Annotated in this window: 20 protein-coding genes; 1 reads left to right on the top strand and 19 read right to left on the bottom strand. The window is 37.8% G+C overall.

Annotated features, from left to right (window positions below):
* Positions 1-133: 133 nt before the first annotated feature.
* The 17 genes from glyS to rpsU all read right to left on the bottom strand — a co-directional run bounded on the left by glyS (position 134) and on the right by rpsU (position 15,624).
* Complete coding sequence (gene glyS / locus LKW28_RS07030; protein ID WP_229139632.1) at positions 134-2,212, bottom strand: glycine--tRNA ligase subunit beta; 2,079 nt, start codon at positions 2,210-2,212, stop codon at positions 134-136.
* Positions 2,205-3,095, bottom strand: coding sequence for a glycine--tRNA ligase subunit alpha (glyQ, locus tag LKW28_RS07025; RefSeq protein WP_229139631.1), 891 nt, complete (start codon positions 3,093-3,095; stop codon positions 2,205-2,207). Before glyQ ends, glyS begins: the two co-directional genes overlap by 8 nt.
* Positions 3,096-3,587: 492 nt before the next feature.
* Positions 3,588-4,337: a DNA repair protein RecO gene (gene recO, locus LKW28_RS07020; RefSeq protein WP_229139630.1), complete on the bottom strand. Its 750-nt coding sequence runs from the start codon at positions 4,335-4,337 to the stop codon at positions 3,588-3,590.
* A gap of 85 nt (positions 4,338-4,422) precedes the next feature.
* Positions 4,423-4,566 carry a YqzL family protein gene (locus LKW28_RS07015; RefSeq protein WP_229139629.1) on the bottom strand — a complete coding sequence of 48 codons (144 nt, stop codon included), beginning with the start codon at positions 4,564-4,566 and terminating at the stop codon, positions 4,423-4,425.
* A gap of 170 nt (positions 4,567-4,736) precedes the next feature.
* Entirely contained in the window at positions 4,737-5,648 is a 912-nt protein-coding gene (era, locus tag LKW28_RS07010) for a GTPase Era (protein WP_229139628.1), read from the bottom strand.
* Positions 5,638-6,039 (bottom strand): cytidine deaminase, encoded by a 402-nt coding sequence (locus LKW28_RS07005; protein WP_229139627.1) that lies wholly within the window; start codon positions 6,037-6,039, stop codon positions 5,638-5,640. Before LKW28_RS07005 ends, era begins: the two co-directional genes overlap by 11 nt.
* A gap of 112 nt (positions 6,040-6,151) precedes the next feature.
* Positions 6,152-6,538 carry a diacylglycerol kinase family protein gene (locus LKW28_RS07000; RefSeq protein WP_420708826.1) on the bottom strand — a complete coding sequence of 129 codons (387 nt, stop codon included), beginning with the start codon at positions 6,536-6,538 and terminating at the stop codon, positions 6,152-6,154.
* Entirely contained in the window at positions 6,522-6,992 is a 471-nt protein-coding gene (gene ybeY, locus LKW28_RS06995; protein ID WP_229139625.1) for an rRNA maturation RNase YbeY, read from the bottom strand. Before ybeY ends, LKW28_RS07000 begins: the two co-directional genes overlap by 17 nt.
* Positions 6,989-9,187 carry an HD family phosphohydrolase gene (locus tag LKW28_RS06990; RefSeq protein ID WP_229139624.1) on the bottom strand — a complete coding sequence of 733 codons (2,199 nt, stop codon included), beginning with the start codon at positions 9,185-9,187 and terminating at the stop codon, positions 6,989-6,991. Before LKW28_RS06990 ends, ybeY begins: the two co-directional genes overlap by 4 nt.
* Positions 9,188-9,263: 76 nt before the next feature.
* On the bottom strand, positions 9,264-10,235 hold the full coding sequence (locus LKW28_RS06985) for a PhoH family protein (RefSeq protein ID WP_229139623.1): 972 nt from the start codon (positions 10,233-10,235) through the stop codon (positions 9,264-9,266).
* Positions 10,236-10,238: 3 nt separating this feature from the next.
* On the bottom strand, positions 10,239-11,426 hold the full coding sequence (gene yqfD, locus LKW28_RS06980) for a sporulation protein YqfD (protein WP_229139622.1): 1,188 nt from the start codon (positions 11,424-11,426) through the stop codon (positions 10,239-10,241).
* Positions 11,427-11,455: 29 nt separating this feature from the next.
* Complete coding sequence (gene yqfC / locus LKW28_RS06975; protein ID WP_229139621.1) at positions 11,456-11,740, bottom strand: sporulation protein YqfC; 285 nt, start codon at positions 11,738-11,740, stop codon at positions 11,456-11,458.
* A gap of 214 nt (positions 11,741-11,954) precedes the next feature.
* A complete protein-coding gene (locus tag LKW28_RS06970) occupies positions 11,955-12,431 on the bottom strand; it encodes a hypothetical protein (protein ID WP_229139620.1) in 477 nt (158 codons plus the stop codon).
* 42 nt (positions 12,432-12,473) lie between these two features.
* Positions 12,474-13,460, bottom strand: a complete 987-nt coding sequence (floA, locus tag LKW28_RS06965; RefSeq protein WP_229139619.1) for a flotillin-like protein FloA — start codon at positions 13,458-13,460, stop codon at positions 12,474-12,476.
* A gap of 12 nt (positions 13,461-13,472) precedes the next feature.
* Positions 13,473-14,813 (bottom strand): NfeD family protein, encoded by a 1,341-nt coding sequence (locus tag LKW28_RS06960; protein WP_229139618.1) that lies wholly within the window; start codon positions 14,811-14,813, stop codon positions 13,473-13,475.
* Between the two features lie 174 nt (positions 14,814-14,987).
* Complete coding sequence (locus LKW28_RS06955) at positions 14,988-15,434, bottom strand: GatB/YqeY domain-containing protein (protein WP_229139617.1); 447 nt, start codon at positions 15,432-15,434, stop codon at positions 14,988-14,990.
* 16 nt (positions 15,435-15,450) lie between these two features.
* Positions 15,451-15,624 carry a 30S ribosomal protein S21 gene (rpsU, locus tag LKW28_RS06950; RefSeq protein WP_015595024.1) on the bottom strand — a complete coding sequence of 58 codons (174 nt, stop codon included), beginning with the start codon at positions 15,622-15,624 and terminating at the stop codon, positions 15,451-15,453.
* A gap of 342 nt (positions 15,625-15,966) precedes the next feature.
* Here rpsU and LKW28_RS06945 point away from each other — a divergent pair, with 342 nt between their 5' ends.
* Positions 15,967-16,893, top strand: coding sequence for a Na/Pi symporter (locus tag LKW28_RS06945; protein WP_229139616.1), 927 nt, complete (start codon positions 15,967-15,969; stop codon positions 16,891-16,893).
* Positions 16,894-16,922: 29 nt separating this feature from the next.
* Here the strand turns inward: LKW28_RS06945 and deoC are convergent, their stop codons facing one another.
* Together deoC and mtaB are read right to left on the bottom strand one after the other, a co-directional pair.
* Complete coding sequence (gene deoC, locus LKW28_RS06940) at positions 16,923-17,594, bottom strand: deoxyribose-phosphate aldolase (RefSeq protein WP_229139727.1); 672 nt, start codon at positions 17,592-17,594, stop codon at positions 16,923-16,925.
* Positions 17,595-17,867: 273 nt separating this feature from the next.
* Entirely contained in the window at positions 17,868-19,229 is a 1,362-nt protein-coding gene (gene mtaB, locus LKW28_RS06935) for a tRNA (N(6)-L-threonylcarbamoyladenosine(37)-C(2))-methylthiotransferase MtaB (protein WP_229139615.1), read from the bottom strand.
* Positions 19,230-19,232: the final 3 nt, after the last annotated feature.

Raw genomic sequence — 19,232 nt, 5'->3', positions numbered from 1 at the left:
ATTGCATAATTACGTATAGTGTATAGAAAAAAGACTAGGAGCAAACGGGCTCCTAGCTTCCCTAATGTCTAGCACGAGGCGCCATCGGCTCGAGATCATAAGCCGATAAACAGGCGCCTTACGCTTTTCTTGTTTATTTTACAATAATCGCGTTCATATCCCCGATTAAATAGATTAGATCTGAAAGCTGAACCATTTGTGCAAGACGATTTTTCCTTACTGCGTCATTGTCTGCCATAACCATTGTGTGTTCAAAGTATTGGTCAATTACCTCTCGTAACGAGGCCAATAAATGGAAGGCTTCTGCTGCATCATGTTTTTTCAGAGCTTCAACTACCTTTGGTTTAACCTCTATATACTTCTCAAAAAGATGTTTTTCTTCATCTGATTCAAATAGGCTTGGATTAATTTCAGCTTCTTCACCTTTTTTTGCGATATTCAATACTCTGGCCAATGATTCAATAGTTGCTTTGAAGTCTTGATGGCCTTTATTTTTTTCCAGCATTTCGGCTTTTTTAATAAGCAGGCTAACATTTCCAACCTTGCTGCCTAGCACTGCGTCAATAATATCATAGCGGATGTTTCGAGTGTTTAATTCATGCTTGATCCGCAACTTAAAGAATTGAACAAGTTCTTTTTCGATTTCTGTTTTTTCAAGCTTTGCAATATTTGCTTCGACAAATAGAGCTGATACGTAATCGAATAACTCTTCAAGACTAATATCCCAGCCTTTATCAAGTAAGATTTGAACAACGCCTGACGCCATGCGACGTAACGCATATGGATCCTGAGAACCCGTTGGAATAATGCCGATTGAAAAACACCCAACGATTGTGTCTAGCTTATCAGCAAGGCTAATTAAAGCTCCAACAGTTGATGCAGGACTAGCGTCTTCAGCATATCGTGGCATGTAATGCTCATTAATGGCTACTGCGACAGCTTCATCTTCCCCACTTAATCGTGCATATCGTTCACCCATGACACCTTGAAGCTCAGGGAATTCATACACCATGTTTGTAACAAGGTCAAATTTACAAATACCTGCAGCCCGATTTGCTTTCTCTAGTGTTTCACGATCTATTCCAAGAAGCTCTGACAAATACTTTGTTATTTGCTGAATACGTCTAACCTTGTCACCAATTGAGCCAATTTCTTCATGATATATGATTTTATCAAGCTTTTGAATTAAGTCATCAATCTTTAATTTTTGATCTTCTTTATAGAAGAAGTCTGCATCTGACAAACGAGCACGAATGACTTTCTCATTTCCCCTTGCTACTGTTTCAAGATGCTTATGGTCACCATTTCGAACCGCGACAAAGTAAGGTAGAAGAGCGCCGTTTTTGTCTTTTACAGGGAAATAACGTTGATGCTCTCTCATGCTCGTAATTAGCACTTCTTCTGGTAAATTCAAAAATTCTTCTTCAAATTTTCCATAAAATGCAGTTGGATATTCAACTAGATTCGTTACTTCTTCTAACAAATCCGCATCAATTGGAACCATCCAATTATGATCTTCTTCTAAAATTTTAATTTGGTTTGTAATTGCTTCTTTACGCTCTAGATAATCAGCAATAACATATTGAGACATCAGTAGTTTTTCATAGTCTCTAGGCGCTGTAATTTCAACCTCATGTCCCAGGAAACGATGTCCCAAAGTTTTATTACTAGCAGTAACGTTTGTGATTGAAAGTGGAATAATCTCATCACCAAATAAAGCAACGATCCATTTTATAGGACGAACATAACGAAGCTCTTGATCACCCCAACGCATATTTTTTGGGAATGATAAATGTGTTATGACATCCTCAAGCTCACCTAAGATTTCTTTTGTGTCTTTACCTTTTATAAATTTATTGATATGTGCGTATTCCACCCCATTAATCTCTTTAAAATAGATATCTTCAACTGATGCCCCTTGACCTCTTGTGAAGCCCATCGCTGCTTTTGTCCAATTGCCATCCTGGTCTAAAGCGATTTTTTTCGCCGGTCCTTTCGCTTCAAGTTCAACATCCTCTTGTTTTTCCGCAACATCATGAACAAGCACAGCTAGTCTTCTAGGTGAAGAAAAACGTTCGACCTGCTCAAATGAAAGATTATGTTCTAGCAGCCAGTTCGTTACCTTGTCAGAAAGCTGGTTCATGGCATCTGTTACAAACCTTGCTGGCATCTCCTCTAAGCCAATTTCAATCAATAAATCCCGATTACTCATTACGATCGTCTCCTTTTGCCTTCAGCATTGGGAAGCCTAATTTTTCCCGCTCTTCATAAAACGTTTTAGCAACTTTACGTGCTAAATTACGCACTCTGCCGATATACCCTGTTCTCTCTGTTACTGAGATGGCTCCTCTTGCATCTAACTGGTTAAAGGTGTGTGAACATTTTAATACATAGTCATATGCCGGATGGACGAGACCCTCGTCCATTTGACGATGTGCTTCCTTTTCATAAATACTAAATAAGTTAAATAGCATGTCAATATCAGATGTTTCAAATGTATATTTTGAATGCTCGTATTCAGGCTGATGAAAAATATCACGAACCGTAAAGCCTTTAGTCCACTCAAGATCAAAAACATTTTCCTTATCCTGAATATAAGAGGCTAAACGTTCGATTCCATATGTAATTTCAACAGACACTGGTTTACACTCGATGCCCCCAACCTGTTGGAAATATGTAAATTGAGTTACTTCCATCCCGTCAAGCCACACTTCCCAACCAAGTCCTGCTGCTCCAAGTGTTGGTGCCTCCCAGTTATCTTCAACAAATCTTATATCATGCTCTAAAGGATCAATTCCTAATTTAATTAATGAATCAAGATAAAGCTCCTGAATATTATCAGGGGATGGCTTCATAATGACTTGGAATTGATGGTGTTGATAAAGGCGGTTTGGGTTTTCTCCATAGCGGCCATCAACTGGACGTCTGGATGGTTCAACATATGCTACATTCCAAGGCTCTGGACCAAGGCTTCTTAGGAATGTATAGGGGCTCATCGTTCCTGCACCCTTTTCTACGTCATAGGCTTGCATGAGAATACAGCCTTGATCTGACCAATGTTTTTGTAATGTTAATATCATTTCTTGTATATTCATTAATTTTGCACCTCCACAGTAATAGCGAAAAATTTCGGACATGATTTCAAACAAATTGTTATAAAATAAAAAAACTCCCCTCCTCTATGCCTAATTCTAGACATAGGGACGAGAGTTTACCCGCGGTTCCACCCTATTTGCAACAAACCCACTGAAGGATTATTGCCTCTTTCAAACGATACACTCTGGAACGCCTTCCTTATCTGTTCATACCCTAGCTTCCACCGTCCTAGGTTCGCTTTTATGAACTATAAGAGGATGTTAAAAAGTCCGGTAAAAATGACACATCGAATTTCTTCGTTGGCTTGCTTTTCCGTTGCTCACGTATTAACTGCATACGTTCCGCTACTCAAAGCTGCACCGCCTCGAACTTCTCGGTCCTTTTTATCCTCCTTTTTAAACACACACTTTAATAAGTACTACTTTCCTTCACCGTGCGATATTTTTAATTGAACTATATTCCAAATTTACGACCATGTCAAGTAGATTACCTTATGGTAGGCGAAGATTATCGAGTTGATCTAAAAATCGTTTTGATTTTAAATACAAACCTGAATATTCTTCGTAATACATGTCGATGACCGTTTTTAATTCTTTTTTTGTTTCATCCTTTACTGTTATACTCCCCAACCGGCTCAAATCAAAATAATAAAACAAGCGAAGCAATCGTATAGTTGCTTGTGATATTTTCAAGTGATATGGCTCTTTTTCATAGCAACGATGACAAAGGAGCCCACCTTCTCTTATCGAAAAAGCAAACTCTCCCTCTGTATTTTTACAAATTGTACATTCATCAAGTCGAGGATATAACCCGAGTAATGGGAGCATTTTAAGCTCATAGATGTACAAAAGAATATCAGGGTCATAACCTTCATTTAAATAATTTAATGTTTGATATAGCATTTCAAAAAGGAAAGGATTCGTTCTCTTTTCTTCCGTGCATTTATCGGTTAATTCAACTACATAAGATGCATATGCGGTTAAAAAAATATCTTCACGAATAGATCGGAAGGTCGAAATGGTTTCACCTTGTTGTAAGACTCCTAAACCTGACGTCTTTTGAACTAAAAACTGTCCATATGTAAAAGTAAGGGTAATAGCAGCAAGGCGACTGCTCGGTTTCTTTGCACCTCTTGCCATTACCCCAATTTTTCCCCATTCGCGGGTATACAAAGTTACGATTTTATTCGTTTCACCATAATCACTTGTTCTTATGATAATACCTTCGCATTTTTGCAGCAATTCTGTCACCATCCATTGGCAACTAGGTAACCAATTACCTTTGTTACGAAAATTTAGCGCTCTTTAAGACGCTTTTAAAGGATGGTCAAGTAATTGGAAATTCTATTCCTGCTAGCTCCTCACTCTGTGTTTCGGGTCTCTCAGTCTTCTCTTGTTCCAATTCCTTAAAAAGAAGATACGTATCAACATTACCTGTTTGACTAAATACCTTCCAGGTAAAATCTAACATAGTAACCCCACCTCTTTCGTTATTTTAACTAGCAAAGACTACTCCAATTTCATTCACTTGTATGAATATCTTGACCGAAAATCCTTAAAAACATGTTACATAAATTTTGTAAATCCGTGTATTTTTTCTTATCACCATAGATATCTAGCTCCAGCACATTAAGCTTTAAGTTAATATTCATCTTTTCTAAAGCCATAGTCACGAAGCTGGGACGCTTTGTTACGCCAATCCTTTTGAACCTTTACCCAAAGTTCTAAAAAGACCTTCGACCCTAACAGTGCTTCAATATCGGCCCGTGCGCGCTTTCCAACTTCTTTTAGCATGCTGCCTTGTTTTCCGATCACAATGCCTTTTTGTGAATTGCGTTCGACGATAATAGTAGCCCCCACGTATACAGTATTGCCACTTTCTCTTCTCTCGAGTGAATCCATGACAACTGCAATTGAATGTGGAATTTCCTCTCTGGTTAGGTGAAGTACTTTTTCACGAATTAATTCAGTGATAATAAATCGTTCCGGATGGTCTGTTACCTGATCAGCAGGATAATACTGAGGACCTTCCGGTAAATAATTTTTGATTTGTTCTACTAATCTTGGAGTATTCGTACCCTGAAGAGCTGAGATCGGGACTATTTCCTTAAAAGGATAGAGCCCTTTATACTTTTCAATTAATTCTAATAACTGATCAGGATGTATTTGATCTATCTTATTAACAACAAGAAAAACTGGTGTCTGAATATTTTTCAGGCGTTCGATAATGAACTCATCACCTCGGCCATAGCCCTCTTCAGCATTTATCATAAAAAGAACGATATCGACTTCCTTAAGGGTATTCTGGGCAACCTTCATCATAAAATCGCCGAGCTTATGCTTCGGTTTATGAATCCCAGGCGTATCAATAAAAATAATTTGTGAATTTTCCTCCGTAAAAACCCCTTGAACTTTGTTACGCGTTGTTTGAGGCTTATCACTCATAATGGCAATTTTTTGACCGATAACATGATTTAGAAATGTGGACTTCCCAACATTTGGGCGTCCAATGATTGAAACAAAACCTGATTTATAACCATTTTTATTTTCCATGTAAATCCTCCGGTGTAAAAGCTCCTGGCAGTAATTCAGCGATCGTTGTCTCTTGTAGATCACCTTTTAAATTTGATAAATAAACCTTTGTATCAGGCTGACATAGCTCTGAAATAACTTGACGGCATGCGCCACAGGGGGGTACTGGTCGCTCAGTATCTGCAACTACGGCAATAGCTGCAAACTCCTTATCGCCTTCAGATACAGCCTTAAATAAAGCCGTTCTTTCTGCACAATTGGTTACACTATAAGCTGCATTTTCAATATTACATCCATGGTATACTTTACCATCCTTTGTTAGTAGGGCAGCTCCTACTTTAAAGGTTGAATATGGAACATATGCTAGTTCTCTTGCTTTTTTCGCTTCGTTGACCAGTTCCTCTATTTTCACTTCTATCTTCCTTTCTGCATATCTTGGTACGGAAGTGTATTTTTATTTTACATAATATTTTTAATCAATGCATGGATTTAAATCATTTGTTATATAATTGTAAGAATTTTCTCTAAATTAAACTAGGTAAATAAGGTAAAAAGATGATTAAACCTATAATCACAGCTATAATTGCATAAATAAGGACAGCTCCAGCGGCTATATCTTTAGCTTTTTTAGCTAATGGATGAAATTCATTTGTAACTAAATCCACCACTTTTTCGACTGCTGTATTTATCATTTCAATTGAGAACATTCCGCCAATCAATACTAAAATAACCATCCATTCCACCTTTGTGATTTGAAATAGGAAACCACAAATGACAACAATGATTGAAAATAAAAAGTGTATTTGTAAATTACGTTCCGAAAAAAAGGCTTCTCGCAATCCTTGTATAGCGTATGAAAAGCTTTTGATTAAGCTTGTCCATTTATTTTTTTGCTTATCTTTCAAGTCCATATGCCTCTAAGATTTCATTTTGTCTTGAAAACATTTTGTCCTCATCCTCTTTTGTCATATGGTCATAGCCAAGTAAATGCAAGAAACCATGGACTGCAAGGAAACCCAGTTCCCGAGCAAAGGAATGGCCATAATCCTTAGCCTGTTCCCTTGCTCTTGGGATTGAAATAATAATATCGCCTAATAGCTTTGGTATGTCTTCCCCAATAATTTCAATTTCTCCTTCACCCATTTCTTCCATAGCAAATGAAATCACATCTGTTGGTTGATCCTTATCGCGATATTCTCGATTTATTTCTTGAATCCGTTTATTATCAACAAAGGTGATTGAAACTTCTGTTCCTTCTTTGACCCCTTCTTTATCAGCCGCTAAGAAAAGCAGCTCCTTCACTAATGTACTCTCTTCTTCTTTTACTTCTCCAATTTCATCGTTAAAATCAATTTCTAATCTCATGCTTCCTTCACCTTCTGTTTTGTGGCCTCTGCCGGGTATTCGATCCTTGAGTGGAAAATTCCCTTTAGCGACTCACAAAGTGTTTTCGCAACAATATCGAGCTCTTTTAGGGTTATATCACATTCATCAAACTGCCCATCCTGTAATCGGTCGGCAATAATGCTGTTAACAAGTGACTCAATTTTTTGCGGGGTTGGATTTGATAGCGATCGTACTGCCGCTTCAACGCTATCAGCAATTCCAATTACCGAAGCCTCTTTTGTTTGTGCCTTTGGCCCCTCATATCTGAAATCAGATTCAAGAATTTCCCGATCACTTTGTTGTTTTGCTTTATGATAAAAATATTTTAACAAAGTTGTACCATGATGCTGCTCAGCGATGTCGACGATTTCTTGTGGCATTTTATATTTCCTTAATGTTTCTGCGCCATCAGTGGCATGTGCTGTAATAATCGTTTTACTAAGCTGTGGAGCAATCTTATCATGCGGATTCTCAATATTCATCTGATTTTCGATAAAAAAATGTGGACGTTTTGTTTTGCCAATATCATGATAATACGATGATACTCTAGCTAATAATCCATTTGCTCCAATCGCTTCACAAGCGGACTCTGACAAGTTTGCAACCATGACACTGTGATGATATGTACCCGGTGCTTCCGTTAAAATCTTTCGTAATAACGGATGATTCGGATTCGATAATTCGATTAATTTCATGGTCGAAAGTATATTAAATCCGGCTTCAAAGAAAGGTAATAGACCAATGGTTAGTACAGCAGCTATCACACCCGACAAAACTGCCATAATAATGGATGAACCATAGTCTAAGCTAGAATAACTGCCATTTTGTAATAACATAATCGAAAAGATTACGATAATATTGATTAAAGCCACAAAGAGCCCCGCTTGAAGTATCTTACCTCTGCGATTATGCTGACTTAAAAATAACACACCAGCTAAACAAGCAAATAAGAAATAAATTCCTGCTGTGAAATTGAGAGTACCAGTAACACCCTCGTTAAAGATAATACTTCCACAAACAGCAAAAATCATGCTTGAGAGAATGGCGACTTTTTCATTTATTATCAGCTTGATTAACATTGCTCCCATCGCAACCGGAACAATATATCCTATATCGGAATAATCAATTTGTTGGAATAAACTAATACCCTTCATTAATAGAATGGTAACAGTAAAGATAATCGCAAAAATCGATAAATATATATTCCGATGTCGATCGGCAGGAATCATTTCATTATGAAAATGATAGACTAGTGCAGCTATTACTAACAAAATAATCAACGCCAAGCCAATAAACGGTTGAATTGGGTTATTGGTGCTAGTCATACCCAGTAGTTCAAGTTGACGATAAATATCTCTTGTGATCAGTTGTCCTTCTTCCACGATAATTTGACCTTGGAGAATTTTCACAGGCTCAACTGCTTCGATTGCTTGTTGGCGTTTTTCATCTGTGGCTTCAACATCATAATAGACGTTTTGAACGACAGCAAAACGCGCCATTTCTCTCATTGGCTCTCTTAACGCTGTATCAACACTAGAATAACGTAATTCCTCCACTACTTTATTTTTTGCATTTTCTACCTCAGATGAAGGAATTCTAGTGTTCATTACATTATTAACAGCAGTGATAACGGCATCCTTTGCACGTGATAATTGATCAGGGGTTGCCGTTAATAAAGCAGTAAGGACATCATCTGGAATTCGATTTGTTAAATCCTGTGGCAGCTTAGTTTTTAACATTTGTAATTTTTCTGAAGCAGTCAATTGTTTTGGATCTTCCCCTCGATCTTCCTCCGTGAGGCTTTCCCATTCCTTTACCTTCGCTTCATAGACATCCGATGCTTCATTATTCGTTTCTTCAATTGAGTCAAAAATCGAGATAGCAAGATCTACTTGGTTATCTGCGTATTCAGATTTAAGCGTGAAAACATCCTCAACCTCTTTTGCCGCTGTATCCTGTTTTGCTTTAGTCGCAATTTTATCTTCAATTGTTAATGGAGAGCGAATTGTTTGTTCGGATGGATGCAGCACCTCTAATTGCAAAACTTCTGGTTTGACATTGCTAAACATCACTAAGAACATAATTCCTGCAAGGAGGATATAAATCAAAATATGTAAGGATTGATAGCTCTTTAAAACGGATAATTTATTCGTTAGCTTAGTCGTTTTCCTCATTTCTTCAACCTCCTTTTCTAAGGATTATTTTACCAATTCCTTTAATGGTAAAAAAGACCCATTCCATATGGGTCTTTTACTTTTGATCAGCCTCGGCTTTTTCATACGCTTCAATAATACGTGCTACTAGAGGATGACGTACAACATCGGACTGTTCCAAGAAGATAAACGCAGAACCATAAACATCCTTCAGAATATTTATTACTTCATGTAACCCAGATTTTACCCCCTTGGGTAAATCGATTTGCGAAATATCTCCAGTTATGACCATTTTAGAGCCAAAACCGAGTCGTGTCAAAAACATCTTCATTTGCGCCAACGTTGTATTTTGCGCTTCATCTAAAATAACGAAAGCATCGTCTAAGGTACGCCCTCTCATATATGCTAATGGGGCAATTTCAATTATTCCTCGTTCCATTAAACGTTCGGTATGCTCTGCTCCAAGCACATCATGTAATCCATCATATAAAGGACGTAAATATGGATCAACCTTTTCTTTTAAATCCCCAGGTAAAAAACCAAGGCTTTCACCTGCTTCAACCGCAGGGCGAGTTAAAATGATTCGTTTAACCTGTCCATTTTTCAACGCATTAACAGCCATAACAACAGCCAAATAGGTCTTACCGGTACCCGCTGGCCCGATGCCAAATACTAAATCATGCTGTTTGATTGCTGCCACATACTGATGTTGTCCGTGCGTTTTTACACGAATGGATTTTCCTTTAGCCGTCTTTGTTATTTCTTCATCATATAATTCTTCAAATGAATCCAATTTTCCAGTCTTCGCCATTTGAATACAGTAGATGACATCTCGTTCACTCACAAGTATTCCTTTTCGGATAACACTTAGCAGCTTTTCGAGAATTTCCTCAACAAGCTGTACATTAGTTAATTCACCGGAAACGTGAACTGCCTCACCTCTTGTAATGATTGAGACATTTAATTCTTCTTCAATCCGTTTCAAATGGAGGTCATTGTTTCCAAATAAAACAAGTGCCTCGTTTGGGTTTTCCAGTTGATGTTTACTCATTACTAAATCTTCTGACATCCTTTAGTCTCCTTGAACTAATGGTATCGTAGTTACGATATTCTCAATAACATTATATTTTATTTCCAATTCAACTTTACCATTGTTAATCGATTGACGCAAAACATTTTCTTTTATAATTTCAGCATCACTGTCCAATCCTTGCTCTAAATTGGTCCTTCCGATTCGCTTTGCTTCTTCGATGGCTTGGTCTGTCGTATATTTTCTTGTAATTTTTTCACTTTCCCTTAGCGTATCTTTTTCATACGCGATCGGAAGCTGCCAGTTAAAGAATTTGACATGTTTTTTCTGTGACTCAGTTTGATACTCCTTGTATTCAATTTTGCCAAAACCCCATAAAGGAATACGTAAATTTCCTACCAAAAGATAATGCTTAGTTTTATTTTCTCCTGTTAATACTTCAAGTTTCGTTGTAATATCTACCTTTACGTCAGCCTTGTACCATGTTTCACCAAAAATTTTTCCACGTGCAGGTACATAGATCTCTTCCCCCTCTTTTCCAATTTTACCTGTAACTAAGAGATCCCCTTTTTTGACAAGATCATTTACTGCTTTTACTGGCTTTCCTTCCTCCACAATTAACTTTTTGATTATGGCTTTCTTATTTGCGACAAGATCACGTGGGCTTAACTGTTCTGGAGCCTCTGGCTGATTCTTTTCAACAACCTCAAAATGATAGGTCGTCCCATTTAATTCCACACCAATCCATGTAATATCGTTTATCGCGTCTTCTAAATGTCTTTGCAATGATTCATTATCTTCAATAAAGAATTGTAATTTTCCTTTTTCGACACCAAGCTTTTTTAATTCTTTAATAATAAGGTGCTCGGTTTCTGGTTTGGCCCCTACAACTTTTATGCCCCAAACCATATTCGATAATAATGTAACAATGATAAAAAACGATATCGCCCCAATAAAAAAACCACTATTATACAATGCCTTTTGAATGAGAAATGGCAAGCCTTTTTTTCCAATAAAGCGAAGCTTACAATCATTTTTCCGGACAATACGGCGAATTTTTTTGACATCCTTTAAATACATGGAGAAGCTAAGGGTGTGGGTCCCTGGCTTCTTCACATTCCACACGACAATACCTTGTCTTACACATTCGTTGATAAATCGCTCAGTCCCTTTTCCAGAAATAACAGCGTTGACACTTCCACTAAAAAAATGCATCCAATGGTTCTTCATGCTTATCCCCCTAGCGAATCAATTCTGAATCAATTCTCAATATATTGCACATGTTCGATTTTTCCTTCGAGCATTATTTCTTCAGGTAAAATGGTTTTAATCACAAATGCTTTTCCCTTAATCAGAAGTTGTCCTTGTTTCAGTAAGAGCCGCACCTCTTTATCTGAGAAGGCCAATAGTCCTCGGTGATTCTCTATGTAAATATGTAATTGTCCAATCATCGTGATTCTTGGAAGATCCATCATAACGTCAGCAGGAAGTTCCATCTTGTTTGTGATCCATCTTTTCATGCGTTGTCCTAGGTTTTTAGGCATAACAAAGAACCCCCTTTCAACTCATATTATGAGTGAAAGAGGGCTCATAGAACATTTTTAAATGGGGGATAAAAATGACACATCGAATTTCTGTGTTGGCTTGCTTCTCCGTTCCTCACGTATTAACTGCATACGCTCCGGTACTCAAAGCTGCGCCGCCTTGAAATTCTCGGTCCTTTTCATCCCCCTTTTTTAAAATATGATAATACAGATGTTAACGTCGGATTTGGTACGGTTTTTTTGCCCGTGGAGGACCTAGAATTTCGGACCAAATAATCCCTTCGACGACCTTGTTTTTCGAAAAGCTTTTGACGCCCGTTTGCCCTGAAGCAGCAGCTCTCGGTTTGATAACTTCTAGGACAGGCTGCCCTTCATCCTGGGTTGTTGTTTCACTATAGGTTCCCTTTTGTTGAAGCTCTTGATATCGTTCATAGAATGTATTTGAAACAGAAGTTTCTGGCACTTCTTTAGGTTCAAATTCATACTTTGACTCCGCCTGTTGAACTTCCTTTACAGGTTTTGGTTCTTGGTCAAACGGATTGAACTGTTTAGGCAATGGGACTTGAGGTGTTGGCTCTTTTTCACCGCTTGCAAAACGTTTAAACGTATTAACAGCTAATCCAATTATGATAATAAGAATCCAAGGATTTGCCATAACCTTTTCAATTATATTTTGTATAAGTAAATCCACAGTGTAAACCTCCTTTCACTTTTTGAGGTTTATTTTCGATCATTATTTATCTTCATCATGATCTTTTGTGCTTCTGCCAATTGAATCTCTCATGTCAGTGTCAGCCATGATGTTTTTAAGATTTGTATAGTCCAGCACTCCAAGGTTACCAGAGCGTAGTGCTTCTGCCATTGCCAATGGCACTTCAGCCTCGGCTTCCACAACCTTCGCTTTCATTTCTTCTACGCGGGCGCGCATCTCTTGTTCACTTGCAACCGCCATAGCACGGCGTTCTTCAGCTTTTGCTTGAGCAATTTTCTTATCTGCTTCCGCTTGGTCTGTTTGAAGCACGGCACCTATGTTTCTGCCGATATCAATATCTGCAATATCAATCGATAAGATTTCAAATGCAGTACCTGCATCTAGTCCTTTTGCTAAAACTGTCTGAGAAATCATATCAGGATTTTCAAGTACCTTTTTATGGTCTTTTTGTGAACCGATTGTGCTTACAATACCCTCACCTACACGGGCAATAACAGTTTCTTCTCCTGCTCCCCCGACTAAACGATCAATATTGGCACGAACGGTGATACGAGTTTTCGCTTTTACTTCAATTCCATCCATCGCAACACCTGAAATAAATGGTGTTTCGATAACTTTAGGGTTAACACTCATTTGTACCGCTTCTAATACGTCACGACCTGCTAGGTCGATAGCAGCTGCTCTTTCAAATGTTAAATCAATGTTTGCACGTTGTGCAGCGATTAATGCATTAACTACACGGTCAACGTTACCACCTGCTAAATAATGACTCTCCAATTGGTTTGTATTAAGATTTAAACCTGCTTTTTGAGCCTTAATTAACGGGATAATCACACGGTTCGGGATAACCCGACGTAACCTCATCCCAATTAATGTAAAGATACTTACACGCACACCAGCAGCAAGTGCCGAAATCCATAGTGCAACCGGCACAAATGTAAATAGTACAGCCAATAAAATAATACCAAGTGCAACTAATATTAATACTGTGATCAGACCTGTTGGCATTCTTTTTTCCTCCTACTTGTTTTTATTATCAATTTCAGTTACTTCCCGTACAACGATTCGAGAACCTTCTGTTTTGATAACTTCCACTTTTGTATTTTTCTCAATGTAATTCCCTTGTGTTACAACGTCTATTCTTTCATCATTGATAATAACAGTACCAGAAGGTCTTAATGTTGTTAAGGCAATGCCTTGTTTTCCAATTAGATCCTTGCGGTTCTTATTTGAGACATACCCGCTTTCGGTATTGGTAGAATCAAAAAGAATAATCTTTTTAAATGCATGTAGCCTCTTGCCAAATACTTTCACTAAAATAATTGATACTACAATCGTTGCTACTAATGCTACTAGAAGCGAAATTCCAATGACCATCATACTGCTCCCTGCCAAGAAAAAGCTCGTTAAAATAGCACCTAATCCTATCAAGCCGATAATCCCCCCAGGTAAAACAAACTCCAGTAAAACGAATACAATTCCTACCACAAAAAGAATAATGGATTCCATTCCAGCTAGTCCTGCTACTAAATGACCATAGAAAAAGAGCAATAACGCTGATATTCCCATTATACCAGGAATACCAAAACCAGGTGAGTATAATTCAACAACTAATCCTAAGCTTCCAATTGTTAATAAAATCGATACTACAATTGGATTTGTAATAAAGCGTGCAATTTTTTCCGCTAGACTCACTTCAGCTTCTTCAATTGCTGCTTTTTCATAGCCTAAAGTCTTTAATAAATCTGCTCTATCCTTTACGATCCCTTCCGCATAATTAACTGACAAGGCCTGTTTGGCTGTTAAGGTCAGGAATTTTCCTTTTTCAGCTCCAAGCTCCGGAAGGTCAATCTCTTTGTCTGCCATCGCTAAAGCATAGATCGGATCACGACCATTATTTTCTGCCGCCCCCTTCATTGCTGACAACCAGTAGGAAACAGCTTTTTCATCTGCTGTGTTCCCCGCTTGGTCAATGATGCCGGCAGCACCCATTCTACCATTTTGAGACATATAGATCCTATCTGCGTTTAATGCAATAAAAGCACCTGCTGAGATAGCATCATTATTGATATAAGCAACTGTTGGTATGGATGATTCCTGAATTCGTTTCCCGATTTGTGTTGCAGCATCAACGGCACCACCCGGGGTATTTATTTCAAAAATGATAATGTCTGCACCTTTATTCTCAGCATCAGTAAGCGAACGATCGATAAATGCACTTAATCCTTTTTCGACTGTTTCTTCTAATGGAATGATATATACTACCTGATCGGCAGCACTAGAGCTTTTATTTGGCGCTAGTGTGAGGATAAGTGGTATGAGAATAATGGACAGGAATAAAAGAATTCTCCATTTTTTCAAATTGTGTTCCCCCCTTTCTATTCATTTTACATCTTGATAATATGATATACGTTTGATAAGCTCATCTGGTTTCATTATTTGCGGTTTTTTATGCAATGTCTTTCGTGGTAAAGATTGCCTTTTTTATAAGTAATGATAAAGAAAAAACACCTTACGCGATGTAAGGTGCTTTTGTTAAGATAATTGCTGTTGAACAAGTTTATTTACGAGACCGCCATCAGCTTTTCCTTTTACCTTTGGCATAATTGCGGCCATCACTCTGCCCATGTCAGCCTTTGAAGAAGCATTGACCTCTTGTACTGTTTCTTTAACAATCGCAACAAGATCCTCTTCAGATAATTGTTCTGGAAGGTATACCTCTAATATCTCAATTTCAGTTTGAACTTTATTAACGAGATCTTCACGACCAGCGTTACTAAATTCGCGGAGGGAATCTTTTCGTTGTTTTAATTCACGAGTAAGAACTGTTAGTTCTGCTTCATCTGAAATTTCGCTAGTTCCAAGCTTAATACCTTCATTTTGAAGTGCAGCCTTAACCATTCGAATAACAGATAGCTTATCCTTCTCTTTATTCTTCATCGCTGTTTTCATATCACTATTTAAACGCTCGAGAAGACTCATAAAACTACACCCTCTTTTAGAATTTACGCTTTCTAGCAGCTTCAGATTTCTTCTTACGCTTTACGCTAGGCTTTTCATAGAATTCGCGCTTTCTAGCTTCTTGAATAGTACCAGATTTAGACACAGTACGTTTGAAGCGGCGAAGAGCATCTTCAAGCGATTCGTTTTTACGAACGACCGTTTTTGACATTCTAATTCCCTCCCTCCGAAAACAACCACTAACTCTAATTAAGACACATGTTCTATTACATTCTCTTAGTGTCGATCGATAAATATCGTCGAAACAAAAAACATGTACTTTGCAATTATAATATATGCATGATTTTTGGTCAACTGTAATTCATGATAGTATCACTAGAAATCACGTCTTTGTATTAGTTTTGATAAATAATTTAGCGGTTATCCCTGTTAAATCCTTTCTTTATATAGGAATTTGCTCGCAAATAAGATTGGACATGTATTCAAGATTAAAAAGTTGAAGTAGTCATTTTCACTACTCCTTGTCCATACAATGAGATAGGGGTGAAAATGCATGATTGAGCTAATATCGTTATTTGCTGTATTTATTGCAATTTTTTTATTTGGAATGACTGTGATGAGGACAGGCCTATATAATCTTACTGGAGATAAAGTAAAGGTTTGGCTGATTCGTTTCACTAATAACCCGATAAAAGGATTATTTACCGGAATGATCATTACCGCAATTATCCACAGTAGCTCTGCAGTTATGGTGCTTGTAGTCGGATTAATTGCGACAGGTTATTTAACCTTTAAACAATCAATTGGTATTATTCTTGGTACGAATATTGGAACCACCTTTACTGCAGAAATGATCACCTTTGACATTTTTGAATGGATTGTTCCAATTTTAATAGTGGGTTTTTTATGTTTGTTTATTAGTAATCAACAGGTCTTTAGCTTTGGTGCTTTTTTATTTGGATTAGGATGTATGTTTGTGGCGATGAATGGTTTTGAGCAGTTGGCTAGGCCAATCTCACAATTCCCATCCATTCATACTTTTTTTCAGCATACAAATGAAAGTGGTCTTTTTGGGGTAGGTGTTGGTACCATTTTAACCTCTATTATTCAGTCTAGTACAGCAACAACCGGGATCATTATGGGTTTTATGAATGAACAGCTACTTACTTTAAATGCTGGTATTGCCGTGTTACTGGGTGCGAATATTGGTACATGTATTACTGCTTTTATTGCAAGTATTGGGAGCAAACAGGAGGCAAAATTAGCTGCATATGCCCATATTTGGGTCAATGTGATCGGTGTGGTATTATTTTTCCCGTTAATCAATGTACTCGGTCAAATTTCCATGCTTTTAACCTCACATCCTGATGTTCAAATCGCCCATGTAAGTTTGATATTTAATGTTCTTACTTCACTGCTCTTTTTACCTTTTGCTGGAGTGTTAACAAATTTTATTACAAAGGTACACAGAGCTGCATGATAAAAGCTGGCCAATGGCCAGCTTTCTTTTTAATAGTCGGAAGATCCTGTTAAACCCTTTACAATGGAAATTCCTGCACTTGCACCAATTCTAGTAGCTCCTGCTTCAATCAAATCCTGGGTGCCTTTTAGGTCACGAACACCTCCAGATGCTTTCACTCCCATATCTGGTCCGACTGTTTTGCGCATCAAACGAATGTCTTCCACAGTGGCTCCACCAGTAGAGAAGCCAGTAGATGTTTTCACAAAATCTGCTCCTGCTTTAACGGAGAGCTCACATGCACGTACCTTTTCCTCGTCAGTAAGTAAACAAGTTTCAATAATCACCTTTGTAAGTGCCTTACCTTTTGCAGCTTCCACAACAGCAAGGATGTCTTTTTCAACTAATTCGTCATTTTTATCTTTTAAAGCCCCGATATTGATAACCATATCCACTTCAGTTGCTCCTTTTTCGATTGCATCCTTTGTTTCAAATGCTTTCGTTTCGGATGTACTTGCCCCTAATGGAAAGCCAATTACTGTACAAACCTTCACTTCAGAATCTTTTAAAAGATTTGCTGCTGTTTCAACCCATGTTGGATTCACACAAACAGACATAAATCCATATTCCTTTGCCTCGGCACAAAGTTTTTCAATTTGGGCTTTCGTTGTATCCGCTTTTAAAGCTGTATGATCAATCATTTTAGCAATATTCGTCATTATGTATGTCTCCTCTAATCATTTTAGTTGTACGTACCTCTAACATCATATCATTGTTGCATTGGGTTGGCTAGTCTTTATCAAATGCGCCTTGGCGTATTTGCGCCCAGATTTTTTCGAGCAAGCTCGAAAATCTTCCTTTAAAAATCTGTGGCATCCGCCGGAGGCTTTTAGTATATCAGACGGAGCCTGACTACGGCTGATATACTAAATAGTAATAGTATGCGATAAAAAAAAGAAGCTAATCAAATGATTAACTTCACTTCTTTTTTTGTATTACGCAGTCGTTCTTGCGTCTTCTGTTTCAATCGGAAGGTCTTCTTCAACTTTTACAAATTGTCCCTCATTATAAGGGTAACCAGCTTTTGTGATTTTCACTTTCACGATTTTACCAATCATATCTTCAGTCGCATTGAACTTCACTTTTAGATAATTGTCAGTAAATCCAACATATAAACCACTTGTTGGATCTTCCTTGTCAAGTTCTTCAGGAATAACTTCTAATACTTCTCCTTCGTAATTAGATGCATATTCCTTCGCTAATTGATCAGAAAGAGAGATAAGACGGTGTACACGCTCGTTTTTCACTTCTTCATCAATTTGGTCTTCCATTCTTGCTGCCGGAGTACCAGTACGCTTAGAGTATGGGAAAACGTGCAATTCTGAGAATTTATGATCTTTTATAAAATTATAGGTTTCCATAAACTCTTCTTCTGTTTCGCCTGGAAAGCCAACGATAACATCAGATGTTAACGCTAAGCCTGGCAATGCTTGACGTAGTTTTGTTAAGCGTTCAGCAAAAAATTCCATCGTGTATTTACGTCTCATGCGTTTTAGCACTGTGTTTGATCCAGATTGTAATGGAACATGCAGATGTCTTACTACCTTTGTTGATTGATCAAGTACTTCAATGATCTCATCGGTAATTTGGCTAGCCTCAATGGAAGAAATACGAATTCGCTTAAGACCAATTACATTCGATTCCAGGTCACGTAAAAGGGCAGCTAAATTGTAATCTTTCATATCCTCACCATAGCCGCCTGTATGGATACCAGTTAAAACAATTTCCTTATATCCTGCATTTACAAGCTGCTGTGCTTGTTTAATTACTTCTTCTGGATCACGAGAACGCATTAGCCCCCGTGCCCACGGGATGATACAGAAGGTACAGAAATTATTACAGCCTTCCTGTATTTTTAACGAAGCACGTGTTCTGTCCGTAAATGAAGGTACTTCAAGTTCTTCATATACACGTGTTTTCATAATATTACCCACACCATTAATCGGTTGGCGTTCTTGCTTGTATTGCTCGATATAACCAAGCATTTTCCTTCGATCTTGTGTACCTACAACAATATCAACGCCAGGGATTGCCATAATTTCTGCCGGCGATGTTTGAGCATAACAACCTGTAACGCAAATAACAGCATCAGGGTTTTTACGAATTGCTCTACGTATAACCTGTCTACTCTTTTTATCTCCTGTATTTGTAACAGTACAAGTATTAATAACATACACATCAGCAGTACTTTCAAATTCGGTACGCTCATATCCATTTTCTTTAAAGAGCTGCCAAATCGCTTCTGTTTCGTAATGATTTACTTTACATCCTAATGTATGGAATGCAACTAATGACATTGT

This window comes from Bacillus sp. REN16 (assembly GCF_020731355.1).
Classification (GTDB): Bacteria; Bacillota; Bacilli; order Bacillales; family Bacillaceae_L; genus Ferdinandcohnia.
This window is presented reverse-complemented; position numbering and strand designations above follow the sequence as displayed.

Bases quoted from the DNA above. Each gene is read 5' to 3' on its own strand.
- glyS (WP_229139632.1), bottom strand. From the start codon at position 2,212: ATGAGTAATCGGGATTTATTGATTGAAATTGGCTTAGAGGAGATGCCA.
- glyQ (WP_229139631.1), bottom strand. From the start codon at position 3,095: ATGAATATACAAGAAATGATATTAACATTACAAAAACATTGGTCAGAT.
- LKW28_RS07015 (WP_229139629.1), bottom strand. From the start codon at position 4,566: ATGTTAGATTTTACCTGGAAGGTATTTAGTCAAACAGGTAATGTTGAT.
- era (WP_229139628.1), bottom strand. From the start codon at position 5,648: ATGGAAAATAAAAATGGTTATAAATCAGGTTTTGTTTCAATCATTGGA.
- LKW28_RS07000 (WP_420708826.1), bottom strand. From the start codon at position 6,538: ATGGACTTGAAAGATAAGCAAAAAAATAAATGGACAAGCTTAATCAAA.
- ybeY (WP_229139625.1), bottom strand. From the start codon at position 6,992: ATGAGATTAGAAATTGATTTTAACGATGAAATTGGAGAAGTAAAAGAA.
- LKW28_RS06990 (WP_229139624.1), bottom strand. From the start codon at position 9,187: ATGAGGAAAACGACTAAGCTAACGAATAAATTATCCGTTTTAAAGAGC.
- LKW28_RS06985 (WP_229139623.1), bottom strand. From the start codon at position 10,235: ATGTCAGAAGATTTAGTAATGAGTAAACATCAACTGGAAAACCCAAAC.
- yqfD (WP_229139622.1), bottom strand. From the start codon at position 11,426: ATGAAGAACCATTGGATGCATTTTTTTAGTGGAAGTGTCAACGCTGTT.
- yqfC (WP_229139621.1), bottom strand. From the start codon at position 11,740: ATGCCTAAAAACCTAGGACAACGCATGAAAAGATGGATCACAAACAAG.
- floA (WP_229139619.1), bottom strand. From the start codon at position 13,460: ATGCCAACAGGTCTGATCACAGTATTAATATTAGTTGCACTTGGTATT.
- LKW28_RS06955 (WP_229139617.1), bottom strand. From the start codon at position 15,434: ATGAGTCTTCTCGAGCGTTTAAATAGTGATATGAAAACAGCGATGAAG.
- rpsU (WP_015595024.1), bottom strand. From the start codon at position 15,624: ATGTCAAAAACGGTCGTTCGTAAAAACGAATCGCTTGAAGATGCTCTT.
- LKW28_RS06945 (WP_229139616.1), top strand. From the start codon at position 15,967: ATGATTGAGCTAATATCGTTATTTGCTGTATTTATTGCAATTTTTTTA.
- mtaB (WP_229139615.1), bottom strand. From the start codon at position 19,229: ATGTCATTAGTTGCATTCCATACATTAGGATGTAAAGTAAATCATTAC.